Source organism: Algoriphagus sp. oki45 (assembly GCF_036245605.1).
Classification (GTDB): domain Bacteria; phylum Bacteroidota; class Bacteroidia; order Cytophagales; family Cyclobacteriaceae; genus Algoriphagus.
Genome location: NZ_BTPC01000004.1, coordinates 1 through 17,927 on the forward strand (window position 1 = coordinate 1; position 17,927 = coordinate 17,927).

The following is a 17,927-nucleotide window of genomic DNA, read 5'->3' on the forward strand; positions in this document are numbered from 1 at the left end:
AACATCCAGAAAATACACGAACTCCTGCCCAAAAATTATAAACAATCTCTAGCAAAAAATCACACTACATAAAGACGCAGTTGCCCGGGTGGATACTGTGCAATGAAGCGGCATTGGACCGGTAAAGCCCCGGACTACTTGAACTGTTGGCAAAAGGAAGATATTCTCTCGACTCCCGACCATAATGATCATAAGTTTGGAAAGAAATCACATCCTGGCCTCCTGAAGATGCGGCTACAGCCACGGTTTGATTTTCCCTTCCCAGGCTGTCGTAATATTGGGAAAGACGGGGTCTGGGAAAAAGCTGGAACCCAAAGTCCGGCTAAAAGCCAGAAAAGGAAAAAGGATTTGAGGGACATTGGGTAGTTAAATTTTTTTTAAATAATTGAGGATTTTATATTAAGGACTTAAGTCACAATTTTCAAAAAAAGAACATTCAAAAAATCAAATTACTTTCTACTGCTGTATGAGAGTTGTTTATAAATGAAAGTGCAGATGTGAATTACTCCTATGCAACGTCCTTTTTAAAATTCAACCTCAAACTACATTCAGTGAGGGCTGAGAAACCAGAATAAGGACTAGGACTTAAAATTCATAATATTATCTCTTGTTTTTATAAGTGGATATCAACATTCTTCAAGCTCAGATGTAGAAATTAGATATGAAAAATAACACACGATAATTAGCACAATTTCGCTTATTACAATCCTTCAATTAAAACCAAATAGAAAATGAAAATTAAAATGAATTATAGAGAGATCACTTTAATTGCAAAGAAAACTATAACTATACCAGTAATCAAACAAATAAAACAATTAAATAACCAATATTTTTTGAACCAATCCTTAAAACGGAATGGAAGAAAAACACTTATAATAAACAAGCCACAAATAAATGAAACCATAGTATAAGTTTTCAAAGCAAAAGGTACTTGTGCACTAGAATCATAATTACCGCCTATAACTGGAATAAGAAGCCAAAAACCAACACAAATAACTACCCAAAGAAAATATAATTGAAAAGGATTGAATTTCATGCATTTCATAAATTATTGTTTAACAAATTCACCATTTATAAATTTATATGTACCCTCACTTAATGTTGATATTACATCTAAGAAATCTCCAATCCTATGACCTCCTGTAGGGGATCTACTCCTTCCTTCATCAGGTGATCTAGTGCATCCTTACCATAAAAATCAGGAATCCTGGCCTCAGCCGGATTCCAGCCTTCGGATAGCGTACCGCTAAGCGTCTGCTCGATCTTAGGCATCAGCCATTCATTGATCAGGGCCTTCAGATTTTCCTCACTCTGATCCAGTACCCCATCCAAGCCTTCCAGATTGGACACTTGGGCTAGCTTGGCTTTGGAACCTTCCACACTTTCAAGGGTACGATCCACAGCCGCCTTCAACTCTTCTCCGGGAATCTCCTGCTCTTCCAGCATCCCTTGAAGCACCTCTGCTTCCCGATTCAAAACTTCCTGTCCTTTTGCTTTCAACACATTCACCACCGAGTCCTGAGTCGTGCTGTCCTGCGCAGCTTCCTTTAGTTTCTTTACCTCTGATCTCAGGGAATCGTAGGACCTCTTCAAGCCCTGAACTTGCCGCAACTCCTCCAGATAGGGAATCTCCGGCTTAGTAGCCAAAGCCTCCAAACCAGATGTAGGTATCCCTTTATGCAAGCCTCCTCGGATACTAGGTACCTTCGGTCTAGCAGGTAGGGTCTGGGAAAAAGCTGGAACCCAAATGCTGGCTAAAAAACAGAAAAGGAAAAAGGATTTGAAGGGCATTGGGGGATCAAAAATTTTATCTTAAATATTTCAATATTTCTGTTTCTGATATACATTAAACTTTTCAAATAAAATCTCATACCAAAACAAATTACAACTTTGTATATATATAAAGGTGTAGATGTAATCTACAATTAGTCCTAACCACATCTATTCTACATCAAGAGGAGGATCTTAACCTAAGCCAAATTTGGGCAAATAGTTACAATAATAAAGTCCAACTATAATAAACACTGTAAATACAACAATAAAGGCAAGCTCTTTCTTACTTTGAATTAACCAATTTTTTCTATAAATCTCGAAAACAAGAATCATATGAACAAAAACGAAAAACAATTCAAAATAAATCACATAATTCGAGCTTGCGTCACTTGTCCCTATCAACATACCTGCTATAAAAACACTTACTATTTTCAACATAATATGCAAAATTATGTTGAAAATTATTGTGATGTACACCCTGAATTTAGTTGCTAACTTTAACATCAATCTTTTTTAACCCTTGTATCCTAAGCAAATTACAAATTTGTTAGTATAAAAAGGTGTAGATTGCATCTACACCTAGTCCTAACCTCAATTCTACTTCCAGAGGGGATAGCGCCTACACATAATCGGAATCATATTCCTTCTTTACTAAGATGGGTTTTTAAATCTTTTGGGCTTATTTCTAATAAATTTATTGAGATCGAATCTACCTCTAGTACTTTATCATAATCAACATCAGGCATAGGAGGAATCATTATTGAATCAATTTTCTCTAGAACTTTAAAAAATTCTATCACTTGGTAATCTTTTCCAATATACTTGATATTTTTTAATAATCTGTAATCAGTTGACTCGGGATTTCTAAATAGTACAATTCGATTGTTTAGTCTATAAACCTGAAAATCGTACACGTCTTTCCCCTTTTTCAAAAGGACATCATAAGAAGTTAAACTATCCCCGTAAACTCTATTTTTTGTCCAAGAATATAAATCATATTTTAACTCTCCATTACCCATTAAACAATTCATGGTATTAATTAAACTTAAAGTCTCATTAGTTGTTCCACCTAAAGTATCATAAATAATTTCATCACCAACACTATACATATTAACCTCATAAACAACTTGTTGCTTGCACCCTACTGTCACCATTAACAATAATAATACTAATTTCAATGAGTTAACATTTTCCATATTTTTTCATTTGTATATCCTAACAATAATTTGGAATTTATAGCTCTCAAAACGTTATAAGCCATGTAATTCTTTGCATAAGGTGTAGTTTGGATAAAATTACGTGAATGCTCCTGCTCAGAATTATACGGAATCCTCCCCACTACCCCATTGTATTTTCCTTCCTTAAAGTTTTTTTCCTTACTATATCCATGGATAAACACCTCATGAAGTAAGGTTTCAGTTTTATTGATAATAGTATACCCATTATCCTTTAATGAATTTTGAATATTACTATGCTTTGTATCCATGTGATAGGTAATACTTAGTTTTCCTTTATCACTGATTTTAGCTTGAGTTAGCCCTGCCGCTCCTCCCGGTACATCTTTAGTATCCTCATGTTTACTCAAATCTGTAACCTGAAAATTGGCGTCGATTCCACCACTTAATGAACCAGCTTCATCTGAAGAAAAACTTGTCCCTTTATTTACTATTTGAGTTTCAAACGAAAATCCTTTTTGAGCTCTATCCTTTATGAATTGTTTCCCCTCTTTGGTAATTGAAAATAATTCGAACGCAATTATTTGAGCCCTGTACTTAAAATTTCCACCTTCATCCTTTTCATATAAATTACCTAAGTCAACATCCCTTCCATCTGGATCAACAAAAACAATTGGATTATTCAAGGCATAATTATAAGGGCTTGCAGGTAGGTACTTTTCTGCCCTAGGATCCACCACTCCCCATCTCCCGATCACCGGATCATACATCCTAGCCCCATAGTCGTAGTACTGCAGGCCAGCGTCCTCGATCAGTTCCTTGCCGTTGTAGAGGTACTTATTCGCTTTAATACCCCCATACTGAAATCCAATTCCAGTCAGTTCCAAGCCCCAAGGATTCCCGATATCGCTGCGCTCATCGGGACAGGCTCCATGGGTCTCCTGAGCGATCGGTGAGGACATGCTCATCAGCATCATATTGTCAAACCAGACATCCTCGGAGGTCTCGTTGACCACAAAGGTTTCCATATATCCGTCCTGAGAAATATACAGATTCTCCTCCAAAACCTCGTGTTGGTTGGCTGCATTTCTGCTCAGTACTTTTTTGCCCACCTCGTATCGGTTGCTGTCCTGATCATACAGTGCATAAACTAGATAAGCCTCAGGAGCGGATTTTTTTTGCAGATCGCCAGCCAGAATATCCACCAGATTGAAAAGCGCTATCGGATTCCCTCCTCCCGCACGCTGGGTGCTTACCGCCAGCTCATTCAGATCATTGACCAGTTTGTCTTTCGCTCCCTGGGTCGCAAAGCTTCCGGCATTGGCCTTTTTCTCCTTTTCATCCGCATATTTCCCAAATACCTGAAGTCTGACACTGTCTCCTTCGTAGATTTCCTGGCTTCTGCCCGGCCCCACCATTCTTCCTCTATCCGCATTCAGCCAGGCTACCTGATTCCCACCTAGCGTTTTGTTGTGTTCCGGTGCAAGTTGCCTAGAAGCCTGAATCTGGGTAAAGTCCTGCTCTTCCGTTTCGGCGTTTTGAGTCTCCATCGTGGCCATATAGACCTGCGTGGATGGATTCCGAAGTACCTGCCTCACATTTCCCAGATGGTCTTTCAGGTAGTATTCGAAGAAGAGGCCGTTTGCTTCGGACTTTCCCACCCTACAGCCTGGCCCCTCGCTAAAACAGTCCACTGGACTGTTTCTTGACGCTCGGTCCTCCTCTTCATGAATCAGGTAATCCAGAGCACCATTTTGAAACACAAACTCACCTACATAGTCCTGTGTCTTAGTCAGAGCTCCGCTGGTATTGTATACCTTCTGAGTTAACTTGACTCCTTCCGCATCATAGGCAAAGCGGATCTTCGCTCCGGTATTGAAACTGACTTCTACCGGAAGGTTCAAATGGTTGTAAGTGATATTGCTGATCTGCTTATCCAGATTGGACTTCAGATTGCCATTGGCATCGTAAGCGTAGGCAGTTGAGCTTCGCTCGATAAAGCCTTTGGAAGTATAGGATTGTGTCAGATTGGCATCGGCCACCTGAGTCAGCTTGTTGCTGTTTGCTTGATAGGTGTAGGCAAGCTGATCTACCACATCATAGGTACTGGCAGTACGTTGATTTCTTCTGATAAGAGCGGTGATATTGCCATTGGCGTCATAGGTCATACCACTTAGGCTGAACCAATTCGTCTCACTGGTAGCGGTATAAGTGGCTGCTGTAATCCGGTTTACTTTATCGTAGGTGTAATTGTAGGTTCTGGTTTTTCCCGAACCAGTAGAACCGCTCCAGTCAATCCGGGAAATATTTCCGTTCCAGTTGTTGACCGTTCCCCCTGATTCGTAGTAATTGGTTTGCTTGTACCCTACAGCCAACGAACTCCCCAGTGTTTTGAGCCAACCCCGGATATTATAGGTATAGGTTTGATTTCCACTGGTTATTTCCGGAAAGGATTTTGTTGTCAATTGCCCTAGATTGTTGTAGGTATTTTGAGCAACAACCCGTTCAGTCTGCCCCGGTAGCTTATGTTTGACCGACGAAAGCAGGCCGGCTGAATTGTAATAATACCGCCGGTGAACTTCCTGCCCTACAGCACTACTATTGGCTGTCAAGGTTTGGGTCGGTTGATTTTCAAAATTGTATGCCGTAGAGGTACGGACAGTTCCGCCCAGCTGCTGCTGGGTCAGAGTCTGAATGACATTACCCCTGTCATCGTAGTATATCGCAGTGGTATAAAATTCCCCCGTTTCAAGATTTTTTACCTTTTTGCCTGTTTGTCGACCTTTTACCAAACTGCTTGCCGTCGTACTGAAATTAATGTAAGTCGGTGAAGGAGAAACGTAGCTAAACCCAGTCAGAAACTGGTAGCTGTCATAATAATTTACAGTTAAAATTTCCCCCTCATCGGTAGGCCAAGCTCCTGCAGCTCCAGAAGTTGCAGTCCCAATTCGAGCAACAAAACTTTGATTCCCGCTTGCCTTCATTGAAAAACCGGGTTGAAGGGTTATGCCTGATGTGGCTACATATTCCTTGTATCCGTCATATTTTGCAGAAGTGATCGATGTACCTGTTCTGATATTTCCAGTATTACCATTTACTGCGGCATTGTTGGAGGAGGCTCCATCCAATGTGCTTTGAATACTGGCTCTGGTGAGATCTGTAGTAACCAATCCTGTCATAATCACCCGGCCAAAAGAATCATACTTGGTGTACAACCATTTTTTGGGTGCCAGTGCCATATTGGCATCCTGAAAACCCACCAATCTGTCCTGTTTATCATACACCATGGACTCTGGAAGGTGCTAATCTGAAAGGTGCTAATCTTAAAAAAGCGCTTCTCACAGGAGCAAATTTAGTAAAGGCTGATTTATCGGAAGCTGATCTCACTAGTGCAGATCTTTCCTATGCAATTCTTACTGGAGCAAATCTAGAAGGTGCTGATTTTTCTAATGCTATTCTTATTGGAGCCAGACTAGATAGAAGTAATCTACTTGAATCAGGTCTTACTGGTGCGGATCTTGAAGAGGCTGAACTGCCGGTTGATTGATCAATGAATCTTTGTGATGAAAACAATCTGTCAACCAATAAGGGGCTTGAAGGGAAACTTTTGTGCGGAATGATTTTTTGGAGAAATATCTTTCATTATACGCAAATTGTATGCAAACAAAAAAAGAGTCACGATTTTTAATCTCGTAACTCCTTGATTATCAAGTCGGGGTGACAGGATTTGAACCTGCGACCACACGCCCCCCAGACGTGTACGCTAACCGGACTGCGCCACACCCCGTTTCGAATGCGAAATTAATCGATTTCAAGAGGATTGCCAGATTTTATTAAAAAAATGGAAATGCAATTTTCCATGCAGCTAAAAATCAGGGAATTCTATTCTCCGGGTTCGCCCACATTCTTTTTTGAAGAGAAAATAACCGGCCCTTTGGAAGTTGCACAGCAAACGGGACAGCATACCGCTCTTGCATTTACCTGAAGCGCCTTTCTAAGTGCCTCCGAACCATGATTGAATGGACCCAAATAATCCCGATCAATTAAATCAGGAATATGAGGACACTCCTTTTCATGGATTTCGAAATTACCTTCCGTATTCTTTAGAGAAGAGAGATAAAAGAATTTCATGGAAATCATTAAGATAAATCAGCTTCAAAAATACCGACTCAAAAAATCCCAAAACATACCCTATATAGGGTATTTTTCGGCCCTTTTTTTACCAAGATAGGTCTCTTAGATTCCGTCGCCCTTTCTTTTGATCTCAGATTGTCGCATGGGCATGGCATCGATTATCCTAAAAATCTCATCGGGGTTTGGCGAGCTATGACCTTCATTTTTCTTTCCGCCGTCCAAGCCAATCAATGCCCAGGAAGTAAGTTTACCCTTGTTTGGATTAAGTAGCCTGAGGAAGGAATCCGGGTTGATTTCTTTATCAAAATTGGATTGAACCAAGTCCTTTCCGGAAAACACGAAAACCAAAAGTCTTCTCTCTGTTAAATCTTTGGTCAAATCATCCGAAAACCAATCGACTTCATTTGGACCAGAATCAGAGATAACCAAAATCCGCTTTTCCCATACCAAATCCCTAGGTTCAACCGGCTTCATATTTAATGCAACAAGGCTTAACAACAGAAAAATCAATCCTTTCATATACTTTCAACTGCAAGAAAATGAACATGTTCAATAAAAAATCTCCAGATCCTGATGAACTCAGAAATTGAAGTCCTTTATTCTAAACCCAAATGAATCCTGACCAAGGATTCCCATTCCTCTTCCAGACTTTGATTGGGACGGGATTGGCCTGATCGTCTATACCAGTAATCTGCATTCCATAAGTCACCTTCCTTCCTGTGCAGGTAAGCGTGAACTCTTGCCGCGCTTTTGCCGGGCAGCTGATCCACTACCTCATGCGCCTGATTCCAATCCCCTTGAAAATCCCACCACAAGGCACGAAGCTCCGGGGTAAAGTTGGATTCAGGCTTGCTGAGATTTTTGAATTGTTCTAATGTCAAGGTTTAATCAATTTGTGTAGCATTAAAATTAATCCAATTGGCTCAAAATCCAGAATTTAATCCAACGATCGGTGAATAGGTCAAATAACAAGGCCTCAAGCCCAACAGATTAAAACCCTTAACTTTAGCGAAGAAATCTATCTGCCAGCTTGCCCATGAAGTTTCATTTCCCATATTTCTTTTCGCTGTTTCTTTTGTTGATTTTTTCCTGCCAGCCCTTTTCTGATCAAGAATTCCGCTTGCCAAAAGGATATGATCTCGAGACTCGAACCCAAATTGATTTGCCAAAAAAACTCAGGGAAATATCGGGGATTGCCTGGTACAAAGATGAAATATTGGCCATAGAGGATGAGAACGGGGTTATTTATCAATTGGATCCCAAATCAGGGGAAATTCTCAACGAACTGAAGTTTGGAAAACCGGGTGATTATGAGGACATCCTGATTCACGAGGATGAAGCATGGATTCTCCGAAGTGACGGAGCTATTTTTCAAGTGAAAAACCCTCTGGAAAATGCGGTTGAGATAAATCAATTCAATTTTGAACGGAAAGGGCAAAGAGACTTTGAAACCCTTTTGGCTCTTCCCAATCAAGGGAAACTCCTGTTGATTTGCAAAGACTGTTCTTGGGATAAAAGGCAGGAGGCTTCGATCTTCGAACTTGATTTGGAAACTGGCAGATTTTCGGATGATTTCTTAGGTAAGATCAGTACAAAAAAAGAAGATCTGCCCAAGGGGAACGGGATAAAAAGAACCTTGGGATCACAACCTTCAGCCGTCGCTGTGCACCCGCTTACAGCTGAGGTTTTTCTGATTTCCTCCGCAGGAAAATGGTTGATGATCCTGGATCAGAACCTAATCCCCAAGGAGATCTATGAGCTGAATCCCCAACTTTTTAATCAGCCAGAAGGAATCACCTTTGATCCAAGGGGTAATCTGTATATCTCCAATGAAGGAGGAAGAGGAAAACCCAATTTGCTTTTTTTACCCTATAAATTGGACAACTAATCCAAGGACATCCATTGACCAGGTCTTTTGACCAGTTTGGAACTGATTCCCAACCTTTTCAAATGAGTCTTGGCGGGTATGGGATAAGTTCTATCTTTGCCGAATTATTTACAAAAACCCAAATCGAATAATTATATATGGAACAAGCGCTGATTTATGTAGTCCCTGCGCTGGGACTGGTAGGTTTGCTGGTCATGGCGGTAAAGTCCGCTTGGGTAAGCAAGCAGGCAACCGGAGACGCCAACATGGTGGAACTATCCGGCCACATTGCCAAAGGAGCCATGGCCTTTTTGAAGGCTGAATGGAAAATCCTCTTCTATTTCGTAGTCATTGCAGGCATTTTGCTGGCTTGGTCAGGCACCTTAGTCGAAACCTCAAGCCCGATTATTGCCATTTCCTTTGTAATAGGAGCTGTTTTTTCAGCATTTGCGGGTTACATCGGAATGAACATCGCCACTAAAGCGAATGTGAGAACCACACAGGCAGCTAGAACCAGCTTGAAGCAAGCTTTGAAAGTATCATTCACCGGAGGATCTGTGATGGGTCTGGGTGTAGCTGGACTTGCGGTTCTTGGATTGGGAGCTTTGTTCATTGTCTTCTACCAAGTCTATGTAGTATCCATCGGCGCTGATGTAAACGGCATCGAGATGGAGAAAGCGCTGGAAGTATTGGCCGGTTTCTCTTTGGGTGCAGAATCAATTGCACTTTTTGCTCGTGTTGGTGGTGGTATTTATACCAAAGCAGCCGACGTTGGAGCTGACCTTGTCGGTAAAGTTGAGGCAGGTATTCCTGAAGACGACGTGAGAAACCCCGCTACCATTGCTGATAACGTAGGGGACAACGTAGGTGACGTAGCCGGTATGGGTGCTGACCTTTTCGGTTCTTATGTCGCGACTATTTTGGCTACCATGGTTTTGGGTCGAGAGATCGTATCTCTTGACAATTTTGGCGGTATCGCCCCTATCCTACTCCCAATGGTATTGGCTGGATTGGGCATTATTTTCTCCATCATGGGAATGGCTTTTGTTACGATCAAGGATGAAAAAGGAGATGTTCAAAAAGCCTTAAATATGGGCAACTGGTCTTCGATCGTATTCACAGGTATCGCTTCTTTCTTCATTGTGAAATACATGCTTCCTGAGACTTTGTCTATCCGAGGCTATGAGTTTACCAATATGGATGTGTTTTATGCCATCATCCTTGGCTTGGTAGTCGGTACTTTGATGTCTATCATCACTGAATATTACACCGCCATGGGCAAAAGACCCGTGCTCTCTATCATTAAGCAATCTGCAACAGGACATGCCACCAATATCATCGGAGGGCTTTCTGTAGGAATGGAATCCACCGTACTTCCAATTCTTGTTTTGGCAGGTGGTATTTATGGCGCTTATGAATTTGCAGGCCTTTATGGGGTAGCAATCGCTGCTGCCGGAATGATGGCAACCACTGCGATGCAGTTGGCCATCGACGCATTCGGACCAATTGCTGACAACGCAGGAGGTATCGCTGAAATGAGCCAGCTTCCAGAGGAAGTTCGTGGCAGAACAGACATTCTCGATGCGGTGGGTAATACTACAGCAGCTACAGGAAAAGGATTTGCGATTGCTTCAGCGGCTTTGACTTCTTTGGCTCTATTTGCAGCATTCGTAGGAATCGCGGGGATCGATGCGATCGATATATACAAAGCAGACGTATTAGCAGGTCTTTTTGTCGGAGGAATGATTCCTTTCATCTTCTCTTCCTTGGCTATTGCCGCTGTCGGACGTGCTGCTATGGATATGGTGAATGAAGTAAGAAGACAATTCAGAGAGATTCCGGGCATCATGGAGTACAAGGCTAAGCCCGAGTATGAGAAGTGTGTGGAAATCTCCACCAAAGCTTCAATCCGGGAAATGATTCTTCCAGGAGCTATAGCATTGATTTCTCCTTTGATCGTGGGTTTTGCCTTTGGACCTGAAGTACTTGGCGGTATGCTTGCAGGTGTGACTGTATCCGGTGTATTGATGGGCATGTTCCAGTCCAACGCAGGCGGTGCTTGGGATAATGCCAAAAAGTCCTTCGAAAAAGGAGTAGAAATTAACGGAGAGATGTACTACAAAAAATCCGAACCTCACAAAGCTTCTGTTACAGGTGATACAGTAGGAGATCCATTCAAAGATACCTCAGGTCCATCTATGAACATCCTGATCAAACTGATGTCTATCGTGGCTTTGGTGATTGCTCCTCATATTTCTGAAAAAGGGCACCATACCATGGCTGATGCAGAAATCATCAAGAAGGAAGTGAAAAAAGAAATCAAAATCGTAGACGGTAAAAAAACAGAAACCGTCACGGAGACCATAATCAAATAAGGATTCAAATATCCTTTCCAAAAGGCTGTCAGCAGGAGTTGACAGCCTTTTTTGCATTTTAGAAAAAGTGTATGCATAAAATGAACCCGAATGAATGTCAATATATTTGGGACAAATATGCCCATCTATTCATTTTTCCATCCCGTATTGATACTCAGATTTCCCCCTTCTTTTCAATGGTGGGGACTTGGTACAAAAAAGAATTGATTTTCAACCGAATATCATTCTTTTGTGAAATTTTATTGATTTTTTTAATCGAAAAGTAGCGGACTTTCATAAATTCATGAATAGGAAATATCTTTTGTATTTCTCTAATGTGTAGATGGTGCACTATTTAGCTAAAACTCAGGCTCTATACAATTGTAAAAAGCTCACCATCACGTTCTTTTATTTCTTTTTTGTCATCAACCATCTTAAGTGATTAGGATAAAACAATAGTAGAGGTGGTTTTCACCTTTCTACTTTGCTCAGGACCTATTCACCCAAACACAGACTAACCCTTAGTCTGCTTTTCCACCAACAATCAACCCTTACACCTTCCCATCCGGGCCAGTAAATCCGGATAAACTCAAACCAAAAAAACCTAAGCTTTTGAAGTAATTTTCGAAATATATTTAATTAAAAATATATTATTAAAATTTTAATTTTAAACTAAAACTTAAAACACCTAAACACAACTATTAAAATCCATTATTAATTCAAACCCCAAAAATCTATGCACATGAAAAAAACTTACCAGTTCATGCTGCTTTTCCTGTTTAGCTTTTCGGCTTGGAGTTTTGCCCAAGCACAGCAAAGTGTCTCTGGAAAAGTGACTACTCAGGAAGACGGACTGCCTCTTCCTGGTGTTAGCATCGTGGTGGACGGCACCACCAATGGTACCGTCACGGATATTGACGGAAACTACACGATTTCCGTACCTAATTCCCAAGCTGTATTGGTGTTTTCCTTTATTGGATTTCAAACGCAAAGGATGCCTGTCGGAAACTCCTCCACACTTAACGTAAGTATGCGGGTAGAGGCATCCCAATTAGACGAAGTCATCGTTACAGCTTTTGGAATTTCGCAGGATAAAAAGGCATTGGGCTACGCTGCACAAAGCATTGATGCTGATGCCATTACCCAAACCCGGCAGCCCAATGTGGTCAATGCCCTTCAGGGCCAAGTGGCTGGGGTCCAGGTGACCAATTCCGGTGGTGCTCCCGGTCAGTCAGCTCGGATCATCATCCGAGGCATCAACTCATTGGACCCTTCTGCAGACAATCAACCTCTTTTCGTAGTGGATGGGGTACCCGTAGATAACTCTACCATAGAATCCGGAGGCACTCCCCGAGGTATGTCCAACCGGATTGCTGATATCAATCCAAATGACATTGAGTCCATGTCTGTTCTGAAAGGTGCTGCAGCTACGGCTCTCTACGGAGTGCGTGCAGCAAACGGCGCGGTCATTATCACTACCAAAAAAGGAAAAGAGGGTCAAGTCCGGGTAGACTTTAGTTCGTCCTTGGGCTTTGATCAATTGGTAAAAAAACCAAAGCTACAAGATGAATATGGGCAAGGCTTCAGTGGCTTAAGGCAGGAAACCAGCTTCTGGCCGGCATGGGGTGCCAATATTGCCGAGGAAAATGACCCTGATTATGCCTATCAGAATAACTGGGACCGGGCTTTTGATACAGGTATCCAATTTGACAACTCAATCAGTGTGTCTGGAGGAAATGAAAAGGCCACTTTCTACGGCTCATTAGGTCGCTTAGACCAAAATGGAATTATTCCTTTTTCTACTTGGGACAGAACGAGTGCCAAGCTTTCAGGAAACATCAAGGTGAGCGAGAAATTTAACTTTTCCGGCTCGATGAATTACATCAACTCCGGAGGAAATCGTGTGCCTCATGACCGATTCTTGGAGCGGATGATGTATTGGGCGGAAACACAAGATGTCCGTGACTACATCAATCCCGATGGGACTATGAAAACCTATGGCAACACCAATCCGATCTACGACGCCCGGTTTGCCACCTTCGAAGATAATGTCAACCGAATCATCGGAAATATCAATTTAAACTATAGTCCTACCGAATGGCTGACCTTCTCCTACCGTTTAGGAATGGATAACTATTCCGATTCACGAACAGAAATCACCCCGGGTCCAAAAGGCATCGACGGGGAAGTGGCCTTGAGCTCGACAGGATTCATTGAAGAAAACAGAATCAACAGCCGCGATCTCACCTCCAACTTCTACATCACACTCAAAAAGCAATGGAACAGCGACTGGAATACCACGCTGAGATTGGGTAATGATGTTTTCGAAAGAAGATTTGACCGGGTGACTGCAAGAGGGGAAAACTTTGTGATTCCTGAATTTTACAATCTGAACAACACTACCCAGATCTTCGCCTCTCAGGGTCAAAGCATCCGTAGATTGGTCGGCTTCTATGGAGACTTGATGGTCGATTACAAAAACTTTCTCTTCCTGAACATTACCGGAAGAAATGACATCTCCTCCACCCTGCCTGTCAACAACAACTCCTTCTTCTATCCGTCGGTCAACCTGGGCTATGTGTTCAGCGAAAACTTTGACCTTCCATCCTGGGTGACTTTTGGAAAGCTGAGAGCTTCTTGGGCACAGGTAGGTAAGGATACCAATCCGCATATCCTCGGGGCAACGTTTGTTTCTCCAGCAGTCTTCCCACTGAATGGTCAAGTTGGATTTTCAAGAAACTCCGTTTTCGGAGACCCCAATCTTCGCCCTGAGTTGACTACCTCCATTGAATTTGGTGCCCAATTGGCCTTTTTTAACAATCGGGCAAACTTGGATGTAACGTACTACAAGACCAACTCCGAGGACCAGATCATTCCTGTACCGATATCAGACGCCACCGGATTTTCATCTTATATCACCAATGCCGGAGAGATAGAAAACCGAGGCTGGGAGTTTGTAATTGGAGCCACTCCTATCGAGAGAGGAGATTTCCGATGGAATGTTTCTGCCAATTTGACCACCAACACCAACGAAATTGTCTCTATCCGTGAAGGGATCGACCAGATTGTGGTGGGTTCTCAGTTTGGTTATGTGGGAAGTACAGTGACCATGATCCTGAAAGAAGGTCAGGCCTATGGCAATATCTACGGAAGTAGCTATGTCCGTCCCGGAGCTCCTGAAGGGACCGAAACCTTGGACAGAAGTCTTCCCCAGCTGATCGGCGCCAACGGATTCCCGGTGAGAAATGGATCCCAATTGATTCTGGGTAATGCAGTTCCAAAATTCTTTGGAGGACTCAGAAATGATTTCAGCTACAAAGGACTGGAGCTCTCCTTCCTGATCGATTTCCGATCCGGTCTGGAGCAGTACAACCAATTTGCCAATTTCCTTTCCGCCTTCGGAAAGCAGGAAGATTCTGAGCGAAGAAATGATTTTACGGTATTCCCAGGAGTATTGGCAGATGGATCTCAGAATGCAAAAGAAGTATGGCTGGGCCAGGGTGTAGGCCCTGATGGGGTTAACTACGGCGCAGGCTATTGGAGAAATCACTATCGAGGTGTATCTGAAAACTTTGTAGGCGACGCCAGCTTTATCAAACTTCGGAATATCACCTTGGCTTACAATCTTCAGCCCAATGTGTTGGAAAGGACCCCTTTCCGTACGGCAAGAATTTCCCTTGCAGCAAACAATATCATCCTATCTACGCCATGGGATGGATTTGATCCGGAATCCTTCTCTGCAGGAGCCGGAGGAAATGCCGTGGGCTTTACTGGCCTAGGCTTCCCTGGAGTACAGAGTTACTTCGTGACGTTGAATTTGGGATTGTAAACTTTTAAACTTCAAGACAGATGAACTTAAAAAACAAATTATATATCGTTTTGGGGGCAGTAGTTCTACTTTCCTCCTCAGCCTGTGAGTCCTTTTTGGATGTCAATGAAAATCCAAATAACCCTGAGGACGCACCGATTTCAGGTCTTTTGACCAACAGTACTTATGAAACCTCGCTCAATGTACAGCGGATCGCGAGCACGAGCAGTTTCTATGTGCAGTACCTTGCTTCGCCCAACCCGGCTAGTGGAGCGGACGTGATGGACCCATTGGATTTTAGCGGCACTTGGTTTAGCTTGTACAATGTCATGACGGATATCAATGAAATTATCCGCAAAGCTGAGGAGTCGGGCGCAAATCATTACTTAGGTGCAGGTCAGATCCTGATGGCACTCAATCTGGGCATGACCGTGGACATCTTTGGGGATGTACCTTTCTCCCAAAGCTTCAACTTCGAGACAGTCACTCCTGCCTACGATGACGATCAAGAACTCTATCAGCGGATTCTTCAGCTTTTGGATGAGGGAATTGCCAATCTTCAGGGGGAAACTTCCATCTCCATGGGTGGAGATGACTTCATCTTTGGAGGAAATGTGGCCAACTGGATCAAATTTGGTCACACGCTCAAAGCGCGATTCCTGATGCATACCAAAGGAACGCCTACCTACAACGCAAATGAAGTATTGACCGCGGTAGCTAATGGCTTTCAGTCCAATGAAGACGATGCCGCAGTGGTTTTCTTTGAGCAGCGCTTCAACCCTTGGGCCCAAGTGGCTATCAATAATGAAAACCTGCTTTTGGGCGGTTGGATTTCGGAGCAATTTGTACAGGCATTGGATGGAACGAGCTATCCTACTGTGGACCCCAGGCTTCCTTTGATGATTGGTACCACCGATGATGGGGAGTTTGTAGGAACAGTGAATGGAGAAGGACGAGGAGATGCCCCTGAGCAAGGTGCCAGATCTACCTTAATTCCTGGACAGTTTTATACCTCTACCACCTCCCCGCTTTTGATTGCAACCTATGCCGAGTTGAAGTTTATCGAGGCGGAAGCTGCATTACCTACCGATCCAGCAAGAGCCTATGCAGCCTATCTCGCCGGAATCGAAGCACACATGGATATGCTCGGAGTATCGGATGAGGCCAAAACTGCCTACTTGGCTGACGAAAGTGTAAGTATCGGTGCGGGAGCCATGACCCTGGATATAATCATGAAGGAAAAATGGGTGGCTATGTTCCTACATCCGGAGACTTGGAATGATGCCCGAAGATTTGACTATGGATACAAGGACATGACTTTGCCTGAAAACCTAAATCCGAATCTTAATGGAAACTACATCCGTAGACTTGCCTATCCGGACAGTGAAGTCAGTAGAAATGGCAACAATGTGCCTTCGGTGACTTTACTTGACCGAATTTGGTGGAATCAATAAGTAATCTTACCATTCATGAAGTCTCCTGTCTAAAAGCAGGAGACTTTTTTTATTTTAAACCTATGAAAAGAATTCTACTAGCACTACTTGTCCTTGCGAGCTCCTGCACTGTCCAAAAAATCAACAAGTCACTCACTAAATCACCTGTTTTCCAGAAAGGCCATTTGGGCTTTATGCTGGTGGATCCGGCAAAAGACAAGCCTTTAGTCGCCATCAATGAGGATAAGTATTTCATCCCTGCTTCCAATACCAAGCTTTTCACCTTTTATGCTTCCTATTCTATCCTGGGTGATGGCAGGATCAATGGCCTGAATTATTTGGAAAAAGGAGATTCCTTGATCTTTTGGGGTACAGGTGACCCTAGCCTACTCCATCCGGATTTCAGGGACAGTACCGTCATTGATTTTTTGAGGAAATCAGACAAGCAGCTCTTTTTGGTGGACAATTTCGACGAGGTGGATGCCTTTGGACCGGGTTGGTCCTGGGATTGGTACAATGCCTACTATGCCACCGAGCGATCCGCTTTTCCGATTTACGGCAATGTGGTGCGCTTTTCAAAGGATTCAACTCAGTCGGGTTTCGATACTTTTCCAGTCTACTTTGAGCAAAAACTAAGTCCTGCACCAGGGCCACCCTCCTCCCTTACTTTTCAAAGAGATCGGTTCAAAAATGACTACAGCTATTTCACTCCCGCTTCCAGCAAAAACTTCGAGCGGGACATCCCATTCATTACTTCAGCAGAATTTGCCGCAGAGCTATTGACAGAAAAAACAGGCAAAAAAGTCAATCTGATATTCGGGGAAAAATACCTTTCCCAAGATCCCAAAAAGCTCCAAGCCTCACCTGCAGACAGCATCTATGCCCAAATGATGAAAATCAGCGACAACTTCCTCGCAGAGCAACTGATGCTTTTGGTTTCTGATCAGCTCAATAATCGCCTGAGTACCCGGGAGGCCATTGATTATGCGAAAGAAAACCTGCTCAGTGACCTTCCTGATGAGCCCATGTGGTACGATGGCTCTGGTCTTTCCTCAAGGAATATGTTCACTCCAAGGTCAATTATCGCCCTTCTGAGCAAAATCAGGGCGGAAGTCCCGCTGGAAAAAATCAAAGCTTACTTCCCTGCTGGCGGGGCATCCGGAACGATCCGAAGCTGGTATCCTGCCGACGAGGGACAGCCTCCTTACATTTACGCTAAAACGGGCACGCTCAGCATGTCCAATGCTCTCAGTGGCTATCTGATCACCAAGAGTGGGAAAATTCTTCATTTTTCCTGCCTGATGAACAATTATCAGATCTCGGGAAATGACCTGAAAACCGAATTGCAAAAGGTGCTGTATTTTATCCACGATCGATATTGAT

At 42.9% G+C, this 17,927-nt stretch carries 13 protein-coding genes, 1 tRNA gene and 1 pseudogene; 6 read left to right on the plus strand and 9 right to left on the minus strand.

The genetic code is table 11. From position 1 onward, the window contains the following. Nucleotides 1-64 precede the first annotated feature (64 nt). The 5 genes and pseudogenes from AAA942_RS16030 to AAA942_RS16050 all read right to left on the minus strand — a co-directional run. Nucleotides 65-268, minus strand: a pseudogene (locus AAA942_RS16030) (DUF6443 domain-containing protein); the annotation flags it as partial. 480 nt (nucleotides 269-748) lie between these two features. Continuing rightward, on the minus strand, nucleotides 749-1,036 hold the full coding sequence (locus AAA942_RS16035; protein ID WP_338221308.1) for a hypothetical protein: 288 nt from the start codon (nucleotides 1,034-1,036) through the stop codon (nucleotides 749-751). Between the two features lie 77 nt (nucleotides 1,037-1,113). After that, nucleotides 1,114-1,791 carry a hypothetical protein gene (locus AAA942_RS16040; protein WP_338221309.1) on the minus strand — a complete coding sequence of 226 codons (678 nt, stop codon included), beginning with the start codon at nucleotides 1,789-1,791 and terminating at the stop codon, nucleotides 1,114-1,116. A gap of 617 nt (nucleotides 1,792-2,408) precedes the next feature. Next, nucleotides 2,409-2,969 carry a hypothetical protein gene (locus tag AAA942_RS16045; protein ID WP_338221310.1) on the minus strand — a complete coding sequence of 187 codons (561 nt, stop codon included), beginning with the start codon at nucleotides 2,967-2,969 and terminating at the stop codon, nucleotides 2,409-2,411. Then, on the minus strand, nucleotides 2,948-6,187 hold the full coding sequence (locus AAA942_RS16050) for an RHS repeat-associated core domain-containing protein (protein WP_338221311.1): 3,240 nt from the start codon (nucleotides 6,185-6,187) through the stop codon (nucleotides 2,948-2,950). Before AAA942_RS16050 ends, AAA942_RS16045 begins: the two co-directional genes overlap by 22 nt. Between AAA942_RS16050 and AAA942_RS16055 the strand changes: the two genes are divergently transcribed. Then, the gene (locus AAA942_RS16055; protein WP_338221312.1) at nucleotides 6,175-6,495 is read left to right on the plus strand and encodes a pentapeptide repeat-containing protein; all 321 of its coding nucleotides are present in this window, start codon (nucleotides 6,175-6,177) and stop codon (nucleotides 6,493-6,495) included. The two genes, AAA942_RS16050 and AAA942_RS16055, sit on opposite strands and share 13 nt — an antisense overlap. A gap of 165 nt (nucleotides 6,496-6,660) precedes the next feature. On the opposite strand, the gene AAA942_RS16060 is transcribed toward AAA942_RS16055, so the two are convergent. The 4 genes from AAA942_RS16060 to AAA942_RS16075 form a co-directional block, all read right to left on the minus strand. Next, nucleotides 6,661-6,735, minus strand: a tRNA-Pro gene (locus AAA942_RS16060). 95 nt (nucleotides 6,736-6,830) lie between these two features. Beyond that, entirely contained in the window at nucleotides 6,831-7,079 is a 249-nt protein-coding gene (locus AAA942_RS16065) for a hypothetical protein (protein ID WP_338221313.1), read from the minus strand. 105 nt (nucleotides 7,080-7,184) lie between these two features. Next, nucleotides 7,185-7,556, minus strand: a complete 372-nt coding sequence (locus AAA942_RS16070) for a DUF4174 domain-containing protein (RefSeq protein ID WP_338221314.1) — start codon at nucleotides 7,554-7,556, stop codon at nucleotides 7,185-7,187. Between the two features lie 122 nt (nucleotides 7,557-7,678). Beyond that, a complete protein-coding gene (locus tag AAA942_RS16075) occupies nucleotides 7,679-7,963 on the minus strand; it encodes a hypothetical protein (RefSeq protein WP_338221315.1) in 285 nt (94 codons plus the stop codon). 155 nt (nucleotides 7,964-8,118) lie between these two features. Between AAA942_RS16075 and AAA942_RS16080 the strand changes: the two genes are divergently transcribed. The 5 genes from AAA942_RS16080 (at nucleotide 8,119) to AAA942_RS16100 (ending at nucleotide 17,926) form a co-directional block, all read left to right on the plus strand. Further along, complete coding sequence (locus tag AAA942_RS16080; protein WP_338221316.1) at nucleotides 8,119-8,970, plus strand: SdiA-regulated domain-containing protein; 852 nt, start codon at nucleotides 8,119-8,121, stop codon at nucleotides 8,968-8,970. Between the two features lie 137 nt (nucleotides 8,971-9,107). Further along, nucleotides 9,108-11,324 carry a sodium-translocating pyrophosphatase gene (locus AAA942_RS16085; RefSeq protein WP_338221317.1) on the plus strand — a complete coding sequence of 739 codons (2,217 nt, stop codon included), beginning with the start codon at nucleotides 9,108-9,110 and terminating at the stop codon, nucleotides 11,322-11,324. Nucleotides 11,325-12,045: 721 nt separating this feature from the next. Continuing rightward, nucleotides 12,046-15,132: a SusC/RagA family TonB-linked outer membrane protein gene (locus tag AAA942_RS16090; RefSeq protein WP_338221318.1), complete on the plus strand. Its 3,087-nt coding sequence runs from the start codon at nucleotides 12,046-12,048 to the stop codon at nucleotides 15,130-15,132. Between the two features lie 20 nt (nucleotides 15,133-15,152). Further along, nucleotides 15,153-16,565, plus strand: a complete 1,413-nt coding sequence (locus tag AAA942_RS16095; RefSeq protein ID WP_338221319.1) for a SusD/RagB family nutrient-binding outer membrane lipoprotein — start codon at nucleotides 15,153-15,155, stop codon at nucleotides 16,563-16,565. Nucleotides 16,566-16,627: 62 nt separating this feature from the next. Beyond that, nucleotides 16,628-17,926, plus strand: a complete 1,299-nt coding sequence (locus tag AAA942_RS16100) for a D-alanyl-D-alanine carboxypeptidase/D-alanyl-D-alanine-endopeptidase (RefSeq protein WP_338221320.1) — start codon at nucleotides 16,628-16,630, stop codon at nucleotides 17,924-17,926. The last annotated feature ends 1 nt before the right edge of the window (nucleotide 17,927 follow it).

Excerpts from the sequence above, each read along its gene's own strand:
- AAA942_RS16095 (WP_338221319.1), top strand. The coding sequence starts at position 15,153 with ATGAACTTAAAAAACAAATTATATATCGTTTTGGGGGCAGTAGTTCTA.
- AAA942_RS16070 (WP_338221314.1), bottom strand. The coding sequence starts at position 7,556 with ATGAAGCCGGTTGAACCTAGGGATTTGGTATGGGAAAAGCGGATTTTG.
- AAA942_RS16065 (WP_338221313.1), bottom strand. The coding sequence starts at position 7,079 with ATGAAATTCTTTTATCTCTCTTCTCTAAAGAATACGGAAGGTAATTTC.
- AAA942_RS16090 (WP_338221318.1), top strand. The coding sequence starts at position 12,046 with ATGAAAAAAACTTACCAGTTCATGCTGCTTTTCCTGTTTAGCTTTTCG.
- AAA942_RS16035 (WP_338221308.1), bottom strand. The coding sequence starts at position 1,036 with ATGAAATTCAATCCTTTTCAATTATATTTTCTTTGGGTAGTTATTTGT.
- AAA942_RS16050 (WP_338221311.1), bottom strand. The coding sequence starts at position 6,187 with ATGGCACTGGCACCCAAAAAATGGTTGTACACCAAGTATGATTCTTTT.
- AAA942_RS16045 (WP_338221310.1), bottom strand. The coding sequence starts at position 2,969 with ATGGAAAATGTTAACTCATTGAAATTAGTATTATTATTGTTAATGGTG.
- AAA942_RS16080 (WP_338221316.1), top strand. The coding sequence starts at position 8,119 with ATGAAGTTTCATTTCCCATATTTCTTTTCGCTGTTTCTTTTGTTGATT.
- AAA942_RS16040 (WP_338221309.1), bottom strand. The coding sequence starts at position 1,791 with ATGCCCTTCAAATCCTTTTTCCTTTTCTGTTTTTTAGCCAGCATTTGG.
- AAA942_RS16100 (WP_338221320.1), top strand. The coding sequence starts at position 16,628 with ATGAAAAGAATTCTACTAGCACTACTTGTCCTTGCGAGCTCCTGCACT.
- AAA942_RS16085 (WP_338221317.1), top strand. The coding sequence starts at position 9,108 with ATGGAACAAGCGCTGATTTATGTAGTCCCTGCGCTGGGACTGGTAGGT.